Origin of the sequence: Variovorax sp. J22G73 (genome assembly GCF_030317035.1) — a bacterium.
In the GTDB taxonomy this organism is placed as follows: domain Bacteria; phylum Pseudomonadota; class Gammaproteobacteria; order Burkholderiales; family Burkholderiaceae_C; genus Variovorax.
Genome location: NZ_JASZYK010000012.1, coordinates 122,444 through 136,959, shown reverse-complemented (window position 1 = coordinate 136,959; position 14,516 = coordinate 122,444). Strand labels below are relative to the sequence as shown.

Sequence of the window (14,516 nt, the reverse complement as noted above, 5' to 3'; positions counted from 1 at the left end):
ACCCATGCGAACCCGTCGAACCCGTCGAACCATTCGCCAGACCATGCAGCGCCGCGCCCAGCATGGCGTGTCGATGACCGAGACGCTGGTCGCGCTGCCCGTCATCATCCTGTTCGTGATGTGCGTGGTGCAGTTCGGCCTCATCTACCGCGCCAAGCTCACGCTGGAGTACGCGGCGCACGAGGCCGCGCGCGCGGGCTCGCTGAACAACGGCATGCCGCTGCCCTTCATCTTCCGCGTCGGCAACTCGGGCGTGCCGGGGCTGGGCACGCTGGGCAGCGCCGCCCTGGAAACGCTCACCAACGTGCTTACGCGCGGCAGCGTGTGGCAGGGGCTGGTGAAGGGCATGATGCCGCTGTACGTGAACGACACCAGCGTGGGCGGCATGTTCACCGGCTGGGCCGCCACCAACAAGGACATGATCGAGTCGGCCTGCATCGAGTACCTGAACCCGACGCAGACCACCTTCATCGACTGGTCCTTCATCGAGAACTTCGGCGAGAACCGCTGGATCCTGCAGATACCCAACGACACCATGCGCTACCGCAAGCCGCTCGCCTACGACTACAAGGCCAAGGCCCTGGGCACGGCCGCGGGCATCAACGACCCCACGCCGCCCGACGCCGAGCTGCGCGGCAACACCTCGAACAAGACGCTGGGCGAGACCAACGTGCTGCACCTGCGCGTGCACTACGGCTACCGGCTGGGCATTCCGGTGGCCAACAAGATCATCATCAAGGCGCTGCAGGGCTACCAGTACGTGGGCGAGGCGTGGTTCAAGCTGCTGTCCACCGACGGCACCACCGCGCCGGCGAGCGACTTCAGGCTGAACCAGCTGGACACCTATTACCTGGCCAACGGCAAGATCCCGCTGTCGGCCGAAGGGGTGGTGGGCATGGAGTCGCCGATGTACTGGCACCCCTTCTATTCGTTCGGCCCCAAGGCCGACCGCGCCATCGGCCTGCAGTGGGACCCGGCGTGGAACGACAACATCGGCACCAACGTGCTCGAGGCACCGGGCGACGCCATGACCAACGTGGCCGCCTTCGTGCGCAACAACAGCACCGAGTGGGCCTCGCAGCTGCTGGCGCGCGGCCTCGACGGGCTGGCCGGCAAGGTGGGCGACGGCAACGCCTTCTGCCCCGCCATCTGGGACGGCTCGGTGAAGGGGCAGCTCGACAAGGTGCCGAACCCGGGCGCCGGGGCGGCAGGCGCGGGAGGATGAGCGGGAGGATGGAGAACGCCCCGGCCCACGCCAGTGCCAGTGCCAGCGCCAGCGCCAGCGCCAGTGCCCGCGTGTCGATGCTCTGCGCGTCGACCATCTTCGTCTCGGCCTTCCTGCTGTTCCTGGTGCAACCGCTGATCGCGCGGCAGATCCTGCCGTGGTTCGGCGGCTCGGCCGCGGTGTGGACGCTGTGCCTGGTGTTCTTTCAGGTGGTGCTGCTGGCGGGCTACTTCTATGCCGACCAGCTTTCCCGCCGGCCGCTGCGCACGCAGGCCGTGGTGCACGCGCTGCTGCTGCTGGCCGCCTGCGCGATGCTGCCCGTGATTCCCGACGCGGCGTTCAAGCCGGGCGGGCAGGGCGACCCGGCCACGGGCGTGCTCGCGGTGCTGGCCGCCACCGTCGGCCTGCCGTACCTGGCCGTGTGCACCACCGGGCCGCTGGTGCAGAGCTGGGTGGCGCGGCTGCATGCGCACGACGCGCCGCGGCAGGCGCGCGTGTACCGGCTGTTCGCGCTGTCGAACGTGGCGGCGCTGGTGGCGCTGGTGGTGTACCCCTTCGTGCTGGAGCCGGCGTTCGCGCTGCATGCGCAGGCGGTGGCGTGGTCGGTGGGGTTCGCGCTGTTCGCGGTGCTGGCGATGGCGTCGGTGCTGTCGGTGGCGCGGTGGCAGCAGGCGCAACACGGGCAGGGCGACACGGCCACGATGGTTGCGGCACCGGTCGAGCCGAAGGCGCCGGCGCAGCCACCGTCGTGGGCCGACCACGCGCTGTGGCTGGTGCTCTCCGCGCTGGGCACGGTGGCGCTGCTGTCGGTGTCGACCTTCATCACGCAGGACGTGGCCTCCGTGCCGATGCTGTGGATCGTGCCGCTCGCGCTGTACCTGCTGTCCTTCGTGCTGTGCTTCGACAGCGGCTTCTGGTACCGGCGCCGCGTGTTCTGGCCGGCGGTGCTGCTGCTCACGCCGGTGATGGGCTGGTACCTGAACACGCCGCAGCGCTCGCTGCCGATTGCGGCGGCCATCGCGCTGTACTGCGCGGGCCTGTTCGCCATCTGCATGTTCGCCAACGGCGAACTCGCGCGCGCCCGGCCCGACGCGGCGCGGCTCACGCGCTTCTATCTGATGATCGCGCTCGGCGGCGCGCTGGGCGGGCTGTTTGCCGGCGTGGTCGCGCCGCACGCGTTCAACGGCTACTGGGAGCTGCCCGCCAGCCTGGCGGTGCCGGGGCTGCTCATGCTGTGGCTCACGCGCGCGCGCCAGCAATGGGTGTGGCTGCTCTTCGCGCTCGCCGTCGTGGTGGGCTTCGCGGCCTGGCTGCGGCTGGCATCGGTCGCGGTGTCGCTGCCGGTGTTCTATGCCATGGTGGGGGCGCATGCCTGCTTCGCGGCCGGCTACACCGCGTGGCGCGCGCGGTCGTGGGCGGTGGGGGCGGGGCTGCTGGGGGCGCTGGTGTCGGTCGCCGTGGCCTGGCTCACCGTGTCGAACGTGCGCGAGGCCGACAACCGCACCCTGCTGCGCGAGCGCAATTTCTACGGCGCCCTGCGCGTGGAGCAGTACGGCGTGCCCGGCGCGCTCACCTCGTACCGCCGGCTGATGAACGGCGTGATCTCGCACGGCGAGCAGGTCACCGGCGCGATCCACCGGCGCCTGCCGAGCACCTACTACGGCCCGAAGTCGGGCGCCGGCGTGGCGTTGACGACCAACCGCGGCGACGCGCAACGCATCGGCGTGATCGGCCTGGGCGTGGGCACGCTCGCGGCCTACGGGCGCGCGGGCGACACGGTGCGCTTCTACGAGATCAACCCGCTGGTGACGGCGGCCGCGCGCTCGCACTTCACGTACCTGGCCGATTCGGTGGCCCAGGTCGAGGTGGTGCCGGGCGATGCGCGGCTGCTGTTGCAGCAGGAGCTGGATGCGCAAGCCGGTCAAGTTGCTCAAGCAGCCCAGGACGCCCGGCGCTTCGACGTGCTGGTGGTCGACGCGTTCTCCGGCGACGCCATTCCCATGCACCTGATGACGCGCGAGGCGCTCGCGCTCTACCGCAGGCACCTGAAGGCGACCGGCGTGATCGCGTTCCACATCAGCAACCGCCACCTCGACCTGGCGCCGGTGGTGAAGCGGCTGGCCGACGACGCGGGCATGCAGGCGGTGCGCATCCGCTTCGAGCCCGAGCGCGGCAACCCGACGCTGGAGCACACCTCCGACTACGTGCTGCTGACGCAGGACGCGCGCTTTCTGGCGGACCCGGTGGTGCGGGAGCGCGGCGAGCCTGTCAGCGCGGCGGGTGCGGCGCTGTGGACGGACGACCACAGCGACTTGCTGGGCGTGCTGAAGTGGGAATGAAGCGCGGCTGATGGCGGCTGACTGCGGCTCACCACGGCTCACCGCGGCTATCGCCAGCCAGCGCGCGGGCTCCTAGGCCTGCGGCGCCAGGTGCCACTGCCCCAGCAGGCGCGCCACGGCGCGCACGCGCTGCGTGTCGCGGCCCCAGCGGCGGCTCGCGGGCAGCTTCTGCGCCCACTTCATGCGCCGCGCGGCATTGGCGATGCGCTCGCGCACCTCGTCGTTCACGCCGGCCAGCGCCGCGTGCCAGTGCTGCCCGGCGGCCTGCGGGGCCGCGGCCTCCAGCATCATGGCCGTCGAATGCAGGTAGCTCAGCCAGTCGCGCGCCTGGCATTCGGCCAGCGTCATCACCTCGGCGGGGTCGTCCTCGAAGTCGATGTAGCCGATGGTGCCGTCGGGGCACTGCACCAGGTTGCGGTCGAAGGCCTGGCTCAGGTGCTGGCCGCGCACGTGCACCGCGGCAATGGCGGCCAGGCCCTCGCGCCATACGGCCAGCAGCGCGGCGGGGCCGGCGGCGGCGGCCTGGTCGAGCCGCTCCTGCAGCACCACGGTCGCGCGGCCGCTTTCACCCAGGTCTGAAATGAGCAGCCCGTCCGGCTGCTGCGCCAGCACCACCGGCACGCGCAGGCCGGCGGCCGCGAGCTGCTTGAGCCGCCGCGCCTCGGTGGCGATGGCGGCCTCGCCGCCGGGGTTGGGCACGGGCTTGATGATGTCCAGCCGCACCATGCGCGCCACGGCGGCCATCACGCGGTAGCCCCACTTGCCGTGCCGGGGGCCGGCCTTCTTGAGCCACACGCGCTCGCTGCCGAAGCGGTGGCTGGCCACGTTCTTCTCCTGCCGGGGCAGGGTGACGCGCAGGAACTCGGCGTAGTCGCCCGCAGCGGGCGCGCGCGCAAGCGCGTCGAGCGGCGCGGGCGCCGAAGCAGCGCCCTTGCGCGATTGCAGGCGCCCGTTGGCGCCTCGTTTCAAAGGACTCATCAGGTCGATACCTTCGCACTCCGTGCTGCGGCGCGAGCTTGCCTGGGGCGGCCCGGCGCAGCGCTCATGCTGCCATTGCAAAGCCCGACACCAGCCCCTGCGGGCCCTGCGTGACGGGCTGGAAACTCTCCGCGCTGGCCAGCGGCCAGTAGGTGCGAAAGACATTGTGCTGCGCGTCGAGCGCGCCGAGCAGGGCGCCCGGCTGCACCTGCATCACCAGGTTGCTCAGCAGGCGCACCTCGGTGTCGGAGATGCGGCGCACGATGTGGTGCGCGGTGATCTGCTGCGGATGGTCCAGGCCCGCGGCCTGCACCAGCTCCTGCAGCGCATGCAGCGTGCTGCGGTGAAAGTTGCGCACCCGGTCGGCCTTGGTGGGCACCACCAGCGCCTGCTGGCGCAGCGGGTCCTGCGTGGTCACGCCGGTGGGGCAGTGGCCGGTGTGGCAGCTCTGCGCCTGGATGCAGCCCAGCGCCATCATGAAACCGCGCGCCGCGTTGCACCAGTCGGCGCCCAGCGCCATCATGCGGGCCACGTCGAAGGCGGTGATCACCTTGGCCGCGCAGCCGATCTTGATGCGGTGGCGCAGGTTGACGCCCACCAGCGTGTTGTGCACCAGCAGCAGGCCTTCCTGCAGCGGCGCGCCCACGTGGTCGCTGAACTCGACCGGCGCCGCGCCGGTGCCGCCCTCGGCGCCGTCCACCACGATGAAGTCGGGCGTGATGCCGGTGGCCTGCATGGCCTTGACGATGCCGAACCATTCCCACGGGTGGCCCAGGCAGAACTTGAAGCCGGTCGGCTTGCCGCCCGACAGTTCGCGCAGCCTGGCGATGAAATGCATCATCTCGGTCGGCGTGGAGAACGCGCTGTGCGACGAGGGCGAGATGCAGTCCACCCCCACCGGCACGCCGCGCGCCGCGGCGATCTCGGGCGTGACCTTGGGGGCGGGCAGCACGCCGCCGTGGCCGGGCTTGGCGCCCTGGCTGAGCTTGAGCTCGATCATCTTCACCTGCGGGTCGCGCGCGTTGGCGGTGAAGCGCTCTTCGCTGAAGCTGCCGTCGTCGTTGCGGCAGCCGAAGTAGCCCGAGCCGATTTCCCAGATCAGGTCGCCGCCGTGCACGCGGTGGTGCTGCGAGATGGAGCCTTCGCCGGTGTCGTGCGCGAAGCCGCCCATCTTGGCGCCCTGGTTGAGCGCCAGGATGGCGTTGGCCGACAGCGCGCCGAAGCTCATGGCCGAGATGTTGAACACGCTGGCGTTGTACGGCTGCGTGCAGGGGTGGTGGCCCCCGTCCTGCTGGGGCGTGCCGCCGATGACGATGCGGAAGTCGTGGTTCGCGAGCTGGGTGGGCTGCATGGAGTGGTTGATCCACTCGTAGCCGGCGATGGTCACGTTCAGCTGGGTGCCGAAGGGGCGGTTGTCGGGCTCGCCCTTGGCGCGCTGGTACACCAGCGAGCGCTGGGCGCGCGAGAAGGGCGCGGCCTCGGAGTCGCTCTCGATGAAGTACTGCCGCATTTCCGGCCGAATGAACTCCAGCAGGAAGCGCAGGTGCCCGATGACCGGGTAGTTGCGCAGGATGGCGTGGCGGGCCTGCCGCAGGTCGTGGATGCCGGTGCCCGTGAGCACCGCGAACACCACCACGCCGATCCAGGCGAGCCACAGGTGCGGCGACACGAGCACGAAGACGATGCAGGCCAGCAGGCCGACGACGCACACGGCGAAGGCGCTGTAGCGCGCCGGAAACGGAATAATCGTGGGCATAGATATAGGGGCGACCGAAGCCTGCTGCATCATAGAGGGCTGCCCCGAACTTGCCATGACGACCATTCCCGACCCCCAAACGGCCCTTGAAGCCACCCCACCCGCCCAGACCCCGCTCGGCCCCGACGATTTCGACGCGCTCGACCAGGCCCTGGACGCCATGCGCGAGCACGACGAGGAAATTCCCCAGTGGGAGTTCTGCGAAGGCTTCATGGCCGCGCTGATCTGCACGCGCCGCCCCATCCTCCCGTCCGAATACTGGCCCGTGCTGCTGGGCGACAGCTTCTCGTCCGCGCAGCACATGGAGTTCGTCTGGAACTGGAAGCGCCGCTGGATCGAGATCGAGGAGGGCCTGGACGCCCCCGTCGAAACGCTCGACGACGAGCGCAGCTGGCAGCCCGAGGTGCTCGACACCCGCGGCGCCATCGCCTCGCTGCCCGAGGAAGAGCGTGCCGAGGTCGCCGGCGAGGAGATTCCGTCGTTCGCGCAGGTGTGGGCGCTGGGCTTCATGTACGCGGTGGAAAACTGGCCCGAAGACTGGGCCACCCCGCGCGACAAGGAAGCCGCCCAGATGCTGGACGACGCGCTGGACAACATCGTCGCCCTCACCGAGGACGACAACGCCAAGCCCACGCTGTCGATGTACAGCGACGACGCCCCGCCCAGCGTGAGCCAGCAGCGCCTGGACGACTTCGGCGCCGCCATCTGGGCCGTGTACGACCTGCGCCAGCTCTGGAAGAGCCTGGGCCCGAAGGTCGAGACGATCCGCAAGGAGGCCGAGCCGGGCCGCAACGATCCCTGCCCCTGCGGCAGCGGCAAGAAGTACAAGAAGTGCCACGGGGCCTGACACAGGACCTGGTGCCGTGGCCGACCGCGAACCGCTGACGCCCCGGGCCGCCTGGGTGATGGTGCTGGCGCTGTGCGCCGGGGTGGCGCTCAGCCAGGCCTTTCGCACGGTGGGCGCCATCATGGCGAGCCCGCTGCAGGCCGACTTTCACCTGTCCGCCCAGGCCCTGGGCATCTTCTCGGGCGCCTTCCACTTCGCGTTCGGCGCCATGCAGCTGTTCATGGGCATCGGCATCGACCTGCACGGCGTGCGGCGCACGGTGCTGGTGGCGTTTCCGGTGGCCATTGCCGGCGCGCTGCTGTCGGCGGTGTCGTCCAGCTACCTCATGCTGGTGGCCGGGCAGGCGCTGATCGGCATCGGCTGCGCGCCGGCCTTCCTGGTGTGCACCGTGTTCATCGCGCGGCACTTTCCGGCGGCGCGCTTCGCCACGGTGTCGGGCATGGTGCTGGCCATCGGCGGCCTGGGCATGCTGGTGACCGGCACGCCGCTCGCCTGGCTGGTGCAGGCGTACTCGTGGCGCGCCGGCTTCGTGGTGCTGGCCGTGGCCGCGGCGCTGGCCTGGCTGGCCATCTGGCACTGGGTGCACGAGCCGGCCTCGGCCGTGCCGCAAAACAGGGAATCCATTCCCGATGCCATCCGCCAGTTCGGCGCGCTGTTCGCCATGCCGCACACGCTGGGCATCGTGGTGCTCGGTGCCGTGACCTATGCCGCCTTCATCTCGCTGCGCGGCCTGTGGCTGGGCCCGCTCATGATGGAGCGCCACGGCTACTCGCTGGTGCAGAGCGGCAACGTGGCGCTGGCGGTGTCGGTCATTTCGCTGTTCGGCGCGCCGCTGTTCGGCCGGCTGGACCGCGACGGCGCCGGGCGCCGCCGCTGGATCGTGGTCTGCGCGCTGGGCTACGCGGCGCTGTTCGCGCTCATCGCGGTGCTGCACTCGGCCTGGCTCGACATTGCCGGCATGGTGCTCATCGGCGTGCTCTCGGGCTTCATCGTGTGGCAGTACGCCGACGTGCGCGGCGCCTACCCGGCCACGCTCACCGGCCGCGCGATGGCGGTGTTCACCATGGCCATGTTCCTCGGCGTGGCGCTCATGCAGTGGGGCACCGGCGTGGCCGCCTCGGTGGCCGCGGCGCACGGCAAGGACCCGCTCACGGCCGTGCTGGGCACCATCGCCGCGCTGCTGGTGGCGGGCGTCGCGGCCTTCGCTTGGCTGCCCGCGCCGAAGGCCGATCCGGCCAGGAATTCCGTCAGATCTTGAAGGCGCGCTGGATGTCCGGGCGAACCAGGTCGGCGTACTCGCGGTGCTTGCGGATGTACCCCGCGATGAACTGGCACACCGGAATCACATGCAGCCCCTTGGCGCGGGCCTCGTCCAGCACATGCTTCGCGATGCCCGAGCCCACGCCCTTGCCTTCGTGTTCGGGCAGCACCTCGGTGTGCGTGAACATGATCGCGTCGGTCAGCAGGTTGTACTCGGCATAGGCCGCGAGCTTGCCGTCCAGCGCGGCTTCGTAGCGGTGCTGGGCTTCGTTGTTCGAAAAGGCGAGGTCGGTGTTGCTCATGGTTGGCGTGCAAGGTAGTTGGCAAGATTGGCGGCGGCCGTGGCGCGCACCTTCTTGCGCAGCATCGGGCTCCAGCCCAGCAGCAGGCCGGGCGCGCCGAGCGCCTGGCGCGACCAGGTCCAGAACGCGAAGCTGTCGCGGTGCGTGGCGATGAGGCCGTCGGGCGTGAAGGTGAAGCGCGCGTCGATGCTGTTGTCCACCAGGCGCCCGGTGGCGCTGAAGCGGTAGTGCGCGTCCCAGTGGGCGCTGCCGGAGGTGTCGTCGGCCTTCACGTCGCGCCAGGTCAGGCGCCACACGTCGGCGCCCTTGGCCTGCGTGGCCGAGGCCAGCATGCGCCACATGCCGCCCACCTCGCGCCGCCCGCGCAGCGAGAAGGCCTCGTCGTCGAACTGCGCGTCGCTGGCGTAGCAGGCCTGCATGGTGGCGGCGTCGAGCTTGGCGAACGCGCTGTAGAAGCGCTCGATGGTCTGGGCGTTGGTGGCTGCGGTCATGAGGCCTCTTGGTTGAAAAAAATCGGGGATCAGCGGCCGAGCAGCCCGACCAGCGTCTGCAGCGCGTGCCGCACCGTGGCCGCGCGCACTGTGGCGCGGTCGCCGTCGAAGCAGCGGCGCTCGGTGCGCACGCTGCCGTCGACCGACCAGCCGAACCACACCGTGCCCACCGGCTTGTCGGGCGTGCCGCCGGTGGGGCCGGCCACGCCGGTCACGGCCAGCGACACGCGCGCGGGCACCGACCGGGCGATGGCGCCCGTGGCCATGGCGCGCGCCACCGGCTCGCTGACCGCGCCGTTCGCGGCGATCACGGCCGCGTCCACGCCCAGCAGCGCGGTCTTGGCTTCGTTCGAATAGGTGATGAAGCCGCGCTCGTACCAGGCGCTGGAGCCGGCCAGCTCGGTGCAGGCGGCGCCGATGAGGCCGCCGGTGCAGCTCTCGGCGGTGGCGAGCATCCAGCCCTTGTGCTGCAGCAGGCCGGCCAGCGTCGCCACCAGCGCGGGTGTATCCAGGTCGGCGAGGTCGGTGAGGTTGCTGAGCTCGGCCGGGGCCGGCGACGTCGAAGAAGAAAGCGAAGAGTCCATCGGGTTCACCATGCGCGCCACAGCGCAATCACGAGCAGCGTGCAGAAGGCCGCCACCAGGTCGTCCAGGATGATGCCAAAGCCCGCGTGCCACCAGCGCACCTGCGCCGCGTCGCGCTGCTTGAACAAGCCGTCGGCCCAGGCCACCGGGCCGGGCTTGGCGGCGTCGAAGTAACGGAACAGCCCGAAGGCGATGGCCTGCGCCAGCAGCCCGGCCGGCGTGACCAGCCACAGCACGATCCAGAAGGCGACCACCTCGTCCCACACCACGGCGCCGGGGTCGGCCACGTTCATGTCGCGCGCGGTCACGGTGCAGGCCCACCAGCCGATGGGCAGCGACGCCAGGATGATCCAGCCGATGGTCGCGGGCGTGAACCACAGCTGCATCACCACGAAGGCCGCCCACGCCCACAGCGTGCCCACGGTGCCGGGCGCGATGCGCGGCAGGCCCGAGCCGAAACCCAGCGCGATGTAGTGCGCGGGGTGGGAGAGCATGAAGCGCAGCGTGGCGCGGCGCATCGGGGGTGGGGGCATGGGGCCGGAGGGGGAGGGCGAGGGCGTAGAAGAAGCGGCTTGCATCAGGGGCAGGAGTGTCGCGCATCTGCGGCACGGCCCGCTCGCCCGGCAATTTTATTAATCAAAGCAATTGCTTGTTTAATTGAGCCCGGGCCCCTAGCATCGGGGCTTCCTTTTCGAGCTTCGCATTCCCTCATGTCTTCTTCTTCCGCCGCCGTGCGCCCAGCCCCTTCGTCGCCACCGCCCACCGCCGCATGGCGCGAGCTCTTCAGCGGGCGCAACGGCTGGCGCGCGCTGGCGCTCACCGGCGGCGTCGCGCTGCACGCCGTCAACGTGCACATCGTGACCACCGTGCTGCCCTCGGTGGTGCGCGAGATCGGCGGGCTCGACTGGTATGCGTGGAGCACCACGCTCTTCGTGGTCGGCTCGATCCTGGGCGCCACGCTGTCGGTGCGGCTGCTCGCGGTGCTGGGGCCGCGCGGCGCCTGCCTGGCCGCGCTGGCGGTGTTCAGCGCCGGCTCCGTCGGCTGCGCGCTGGCACCGGCCATGGCGTGGATGCTCGCGGGCCGCACGGTGCAGGGGCTGGGCGGCGGGTTGCTCGCCGCGTTGAGCTACGGGCTCATCCAGCTGGTGTTCGCGCAGCGGCTGTGGCCGCGCGCGGTGGCGCTGGTGTCGGGCATGTGGGGCGTCGCCACGCTGTGCGGGCCGGCGGTGGGCGGGCTTTTCGCGCAGGCGGGCCACTGGCGCTGGGCCTTCTGGTTCCTGCTGCCGGTGGCGGCCGCGCAGGCGCTGCTGGTGCTGGTGCAGCTGCGCCCCTCGGCCGGCGTGATGCACGCGCGCCCCGCCACGCTGCCCCGCGTGCCGGCCGTGCAGATCGGCCTGCTCGCGGCCTCGGTGCTGGTGATCGCGGCCAGCGGCCTGTGGTCCAGCCTGGCGTGGCAGGCGCTCGGCGTGGCGCTGGGGCTGGGCATCGGCTTCGCGGCCACGCGCATCGACAGCCGCGCCGCCGTGCGCGTGCTGCCGAGCGGCGCGTATTCGATGCGCGCGCCGCTGGGCGCCATCTACGCGAGCGTGGCGCTGCTGCTTATCGGCACCACCACCGAGATCTTCGTGCCGTACTTCCTGCAGCTGCTGCACGGCCACTCGCCGCTGGCGGCGGGCTACCTCACCGCAGCGATGGCCGGCGGCTGGAGCGTGGGCTCGCTGAGCTCGTCGGGCCGCAGCGGCGCGGGTGCCGACCGCATGCTGCGCGCCGGGCCGGTGATCTGCACGCTGGGCCTCGTGGCGCTCGCGCTGCTGCTGCCCGCGCCGGGCCGCTTCGGCCCGGGTGTGGAGACCTTGCTGGTGGCCATCGCGCTGGCGGCCGTGGGGTTTGGCGTGGGCATCGGCTGGCCGCACCTGCTGACGCGCGTGATGTCGCTCGCACCCAAGGGCGAGGAAGGCCTGGCCTCCGCCTCGATCACCACCGTGCAGCTCTACGGCATGGCCGTGGGCGCCGCGGTGGCGGGGCTGGTGGCGAACGCGGCGGGGCTCACCACGCCGGGCGGGGTGACGGGTGCGCAGTCGGCGGCCGCCTGGCTGTTCGCGAGCTTCGCGATCGCGCCCGCGGTGGCCGTCTGGCTGGCCTTTCGGGCCGTGGCCCGGCGGGGCACTTGACGGGTTGCAGGCCGCCGCAGCGCACCGCAGGTCGCGGCGCTCGCCTGCACCGACGCAACAAGGCGCTCCCTATAATTTTTCGCATTCACAACAAGCGGGAGGGCCTTGCCCCATGAGAAATTTCGTTCAACGTTTCGGGCCCCTGTCGCTCCTGCTGGCCTTCAGCTTCGCGCTGGTGGCCTGCGGCAACAAGGAGGCCGAGCAGCGCCAGGCCTTCAGCACCTACCTGCAGACCCGCGTGCTCGACAAGCCCGGCATCCACGTGCCCAAGCCCACGGCCGAAGAGAAGTCGTCCTTCGGCGACTACGCGCAGCACTACGCGGTGATCACCGATTTCAACGAGGGCATGAACCAGTCGGTGAGCCAGCCGATGACGCAGATCATGGCCAAGGGCGGGCTGCGCTCCATCGGCGACCTGGTTTCGCGCCGCGACGACATCAAGGCCGCGAAGGACGGCCTGGCCGGCCTGCGCACCGCGCTCGACCAGCAGACCGCCAAGGCCGACGCCGCGCACGCGCAGCTCAAGCAGCCCGACGACCTGAAGCAGGTCTACGACAAGGCCTACGCCAAGACCGTGACCGAGCCCTCGACCACCTTCAAGGAAGTGTTCCCCGCGCTCGACGCCGTGTTCGACAGCGCGCTGGCCATCGGCGGCTACATCGAGCAGAACAAGTCGAAGATCCAGATCTCGGGCAGCACGGTGAGCGTGACCGACCCGGTGGTGCAGGCCGAGTTCAACAAGATGCTGCAGCAGCTGAACGGCCAGTCCGCCGCCATCAACGCGGCGCAACGCAAGATGCAGGCGATGGTGCGGGGCTCCTGAGCACCACGCCAACGCTGAAGCGTCTGGCGCGCCGCGGCTCGGCGCCTCAGACGAAGTGGTCGAACGAGCCGAAGCGCTGCGACACCGGCGCGCCGGCCGCGTCCACGATGCGCAGTCCGGCATCGGCCTCGATGCCGCCGATGCGCGTGACGCGCGTGGTGCTGTGCGCGCCGGCCTGCATTACGGCCTCGCGCGCCGAGGGCGGCGCGGTGAAGACCAGCTCGTAGTCGTCGCCCCCCGAGAGCGCGCAGGTGCGCAGCAGCTCGGTGCGCAACCCCGGCGCCTCGGCGGCGACCAGCGCCGTGGTGGCATCGACGTCGAGCGTGGCGCCGACCCGGCTCGCCGCCAGGATGTGCCCCAGGTCGCCGATGAGCCCGTCGCTCACATCCACCGCCGACGTGGCCACGCCGCGCAATGCCTGGCCCAGCGCCACGCGCGGCGTGGGCTGCTCCATGCGAAAGCGCGCGGCCTCGAAGGCCTCGGCCGACAGCGCGATCGTGCCGCGGAACACTTCCAGCGCCAGCCGCGCGTCGCCCAGCGTGCCGCTCACCCAGATGTCGTCGCCCGCGCGCGCGCCCGAGCGCAGCAGCGCCGCGCCGGCCGGCACTTCGCCGAACACGGTGATGCAGATGTTGAGCGGTCCGCGCGTGGTGTCGCCGCCCACCAGCTCGCAGCCGTGCGCGTCGGCCAGCGCGAACAGGCCGCGCGAGAAGCCTTCGAGCCAGGACTCGTCCACGCCCGGCAACGCGAGCGCGAGCGTGAAGGCCAGCGGCTTCGCGCCGCAGGCCGCCAGGTCGCTGAGGTTCACCGCCAGCGCCTTGTGGCCCAGCCGCGCGGGCTCGACGGTGGACAGAAAGTGCCGCCCCTCGACCAGCATGTCGGAAGACACGGCGAGCTGCATGCCCGCCGCGGGCGCCAGCAGCGCGCAGTCGTCGCCCACGCCGAGCGGAGAGCGCACGGCGGGGCGCTTGAAGTAGCGTGTGATCAGGTCGAATTCACCCATGGGGGGTGAAGCATAAGGGCTGCCGGCTCAGCCCCGCGCGCGGCGGTTGGACATGACCACGTTGTCCTTCTCGAGGGCCTGGCCGGCCTGCAGCGCCGCGACCCATGCGTCGGTGGTCGCCACGGCCGCGAAGTTGCTGTGGAACACGACGCTGAACACGCGGTGGATTTCCTCCGCGCTGGCGCGGCCCGCCGCGTTCTCGTAAGGCAGCGCGCCGGTCGCGTCCGACAGGAACTCCACGTTCAGCCCGCGGTGCAGCGCCTCGTACACGGTGGAGGCGTCGCAGTTGTGCGTCATGTAGCCGGCCACGCTCAGCGTGTCGATCCGGTTCTGCGCGATCCACTCGGCGAAGTCGGTGCCGGCGAACACGCTCGGCAGCGCCTTGGTCACGAGGTGGTCGTGCGGCCGCTTGGCGACCTCGGGGTGCAGCTGGCCGTTGTGCGCGTCGGCCTGGAACACGGGCGCGCCCTTGGGCGCGTGGTGGCGCACCACCACCACGGGCGTGCCGGCCGCGTGCGCGGCGTCCATGGCCTGCGTGATCTTCGGCAGCGACTGCGCGACCGGCGGGTACTCGATGGGCAGGCCGCCGCCCTCGAAGTATTCGTTCTGCACGTCGATCACGACGAGGGCGCGGCGCGGTGCGGGTTGGCTCATGGTCTGGGTCCTTGGTGGCGTCGTTGGTTGGGGATGTCGATGGCCCGATTCTTCGCTTCGAGGCCTTGCGCCGAAAGTGGCCC

Annotated in this window: 14 protein-coding genes; 6 read left to right on the top strand and 8 right to left on the bottom strand. The window is 71.0% G+C overall.

Annotated elements, in window-relative coordinates; genetic code table 11:
- Positions 1 to 4: 4 nt before the first annotated feature.
- Both QTI51_RS31295 and QTI51_RS31290 read left to right on the top strand, forming a co-directional pair.
- A complete protein-coding gene (locus QTI51_RS31295; protein WP_286517163.1) occupies positions 5 to 1,225 on the top strand; it encodes a TadE/TadG family type IV pilus assembly protein in 1,221 nt (406 codons plus the stop codon).
- A gap of 8 nt (positions 1,226 to 1,233) precedes the next feature.
- On the top strand, positions 1,234 to 3,564 hold the full coding sequence (locus QTI51_RS31290) for a fused MFS/spermidine synthase (RefSeq protein WP_286517164.1): 2,331 nt from the start codon (positions 1,234 to 1,236) through the stop codon (positions 3,562 to 3,564).
- A gap of 72 nt (positions 3,565 to 3,636) precedes the next feature.
- Here QTI51_RS31290 and QTI51_RS31285 read toward each other — a convergent pair whose 3' ends face one another.
- Positions 3,637 to 4,542 carry a BUD32 family EKC/KEOPS complex subunit gene (locus QTI51_RS31285; protein ID WP_116912388.1) on the bottom strand — a complete coding sequence of 302 codons (906 nt, stop codon included), beginning with the start codon at positions 4,540 to 4,542 and terminating at the stop codon, positions 3,637 to 3,639.
- A 64-nt stretch (positions 4,543 to 4,606) separates the two neighbouring features.
- A complete protein-coding gene (locus tag QTI51_RS31280) occupies positions 4,607 to 6,298 on the bottom strand; it encodes an FMN-binding glutamate synthase family protein (RefSeq protein ID WP_286517165.1) in 1,692 nt (563 codons plus the stop codon).
- A gap of 55 nt (positions 6,299 to 6,353) precedes the next feature.
- Between QTI51_RS31280 and QTI51_RS31275 the strand changes: the two genes are divergently transcribed.
- Both QTI51_RS31275 and QTI51_RS31270 read left to right on the top strand, forming a co-directional pair.
- Positions 6,354 to 7,145: a UPF0149 family protein gene (locus tag QTI51_RS31275; protein WP_286517166.1), complete on the top strand. Its 792-nt coding sequence runs from the start codon at positions 6,354 to 6,356 to the stop codon at positions 7,143 to 7,145.
- Positions 7,146 to 7,203: 58 nt separating this feature from the next.
- Positions 7,204 to 8,403, top strand: a complete 1,200-nt coding sequence (locus tag QTI51_RS31270; protein WP_286517244.1) for an MFS transporter — start codon at positions 7,204 to 7,206, stop codon at positions 8,401 to 8,403.
- Here the strand turns inward: QTI51_RS31270 and QTI51_RS31265 are convergent.
- From QTI51_RS31265 to QTI51_RS31250, 4 genes are read right to left on the bottom strand one after another with little or no spacing between them, the layout of a single operon-like run.
- On the bottom strand, positions 8,393 to 8,707 hold the full coding sequence (locus QTI51_RS31265; RefSeq protein WP_116912385.1) for a GNAT family N-acetyltransferase: 315 nt from the start codon (positions 8,705 to 8,707) through the stop codon (positions 8,393 to 8,395). The two genes, QTI51_RS31270 and QTI51_RS31265, sit on opposite strands and share 11 nt — an antisense overlap.
- Positions 8,704 to 9,198 (bottom strand): nuclear transport factor 2 family protein, encoded by a 495-nt coding sequence (locus QTI51_RS31260; RefSeq protein ID WP_116912384.1) that lies wholly within the window; start codon positions 9,196 to 9,198, stop codon positions 8,704 to 8,706. The genes QTI51_RS31265 and QTI51_RS31260 overlap by 4 nt, the downstream gene beginning before the upstream one ends.
- Positions 9,199 to 9,227: 29 nt before the next feature.
- The gene (locus tag QTI51_RS31255) at positions 9,228 to 9,782 is read right to left on the bottom strand and encodes a CinA family protein (RefSeq protein ID WP_286517167.1); all 555 of its coding nucleotides are present in this window, start codon (positions 9,780 to 9,782) and stop codon (positions 9,228 to 9,230) included.
- Positions 9,783 to 9,787: 5 nt separating this feature from the next.
- A complete protein-coding gene (locus QTI51_RS31250) occupies positions 9,788 to 10,315 on the bottom strand; it encodes a phosphatidylglycerophosphatase A family protein (RefSeq protein ID WP_286517168.1) in 528 nt (175 codons plus the stop codon).
- 177 nt (positions 10,316 to 10,492) lie between these two features.
- Between QTI51_RS31250 and QTI51_RS31245 the strand changes: the two genes are divergently transcribed.
- Positions 10,493 to 11,953, top strand: a complete 1,461-nt coding sequence (locus QTI51_RS31245; RefSeq protein WP_286517169.1) for an MFS transporter — start codon at positions 10,493 to 10,495, stop codon at positions 11,951 to 11,953.
- A gap of 112 nt (positions 11,954 to 12,065) precedes the next feature.
- Positions 12,066 to 12,776, top strand: coding sequence for a DUF3053 domain-containing protein (locus QTI51_RS31240; RefSeq protein WP_286517170.1), 711 nt, complete (start codon positions 12,066 to 12,068; stop codon positions 12,774 to 12,776).
- A gap of 46 nt (positions 12,777 to 12,822) precedes the next feature.
- On the opposite strand, the gene thiL is transcribed toward QTI51_RS31240, so the two are convergent.
- Together thiL and QTI51_RS31230 are read right to left on the bottom strand one after the other, a co-directional pair.
- Positions 12,823 to 13,779 carry a thiamine-phosphate kinase gene (gene thiL / locus QTI51_RS31235; protein WP_286517171.1) on the bottom strand — a complete coding sequence of 319 codons (957 nt, stop codon included), beginning with the start codon at positions 13,777 to 13,779 and terminating at the stop codon, positions 12,823 to 12,825.
- Between the two features lie 27 nt (positions 13,780 to 13,806).
- Positions 13,807 to 14,433, bottom strand: a complete 627-nt coding sequence (locus QTI51_RS31230; RefSeq protein ID WP_286517172.1) for a cysteine hydrolase family protein — start codon at positions 14,431 to 14,433, stop codon at positions 13,807 to 13,809.
- Positions 14,434 to 14,516 lie beyond the last annotated feature (83 nt).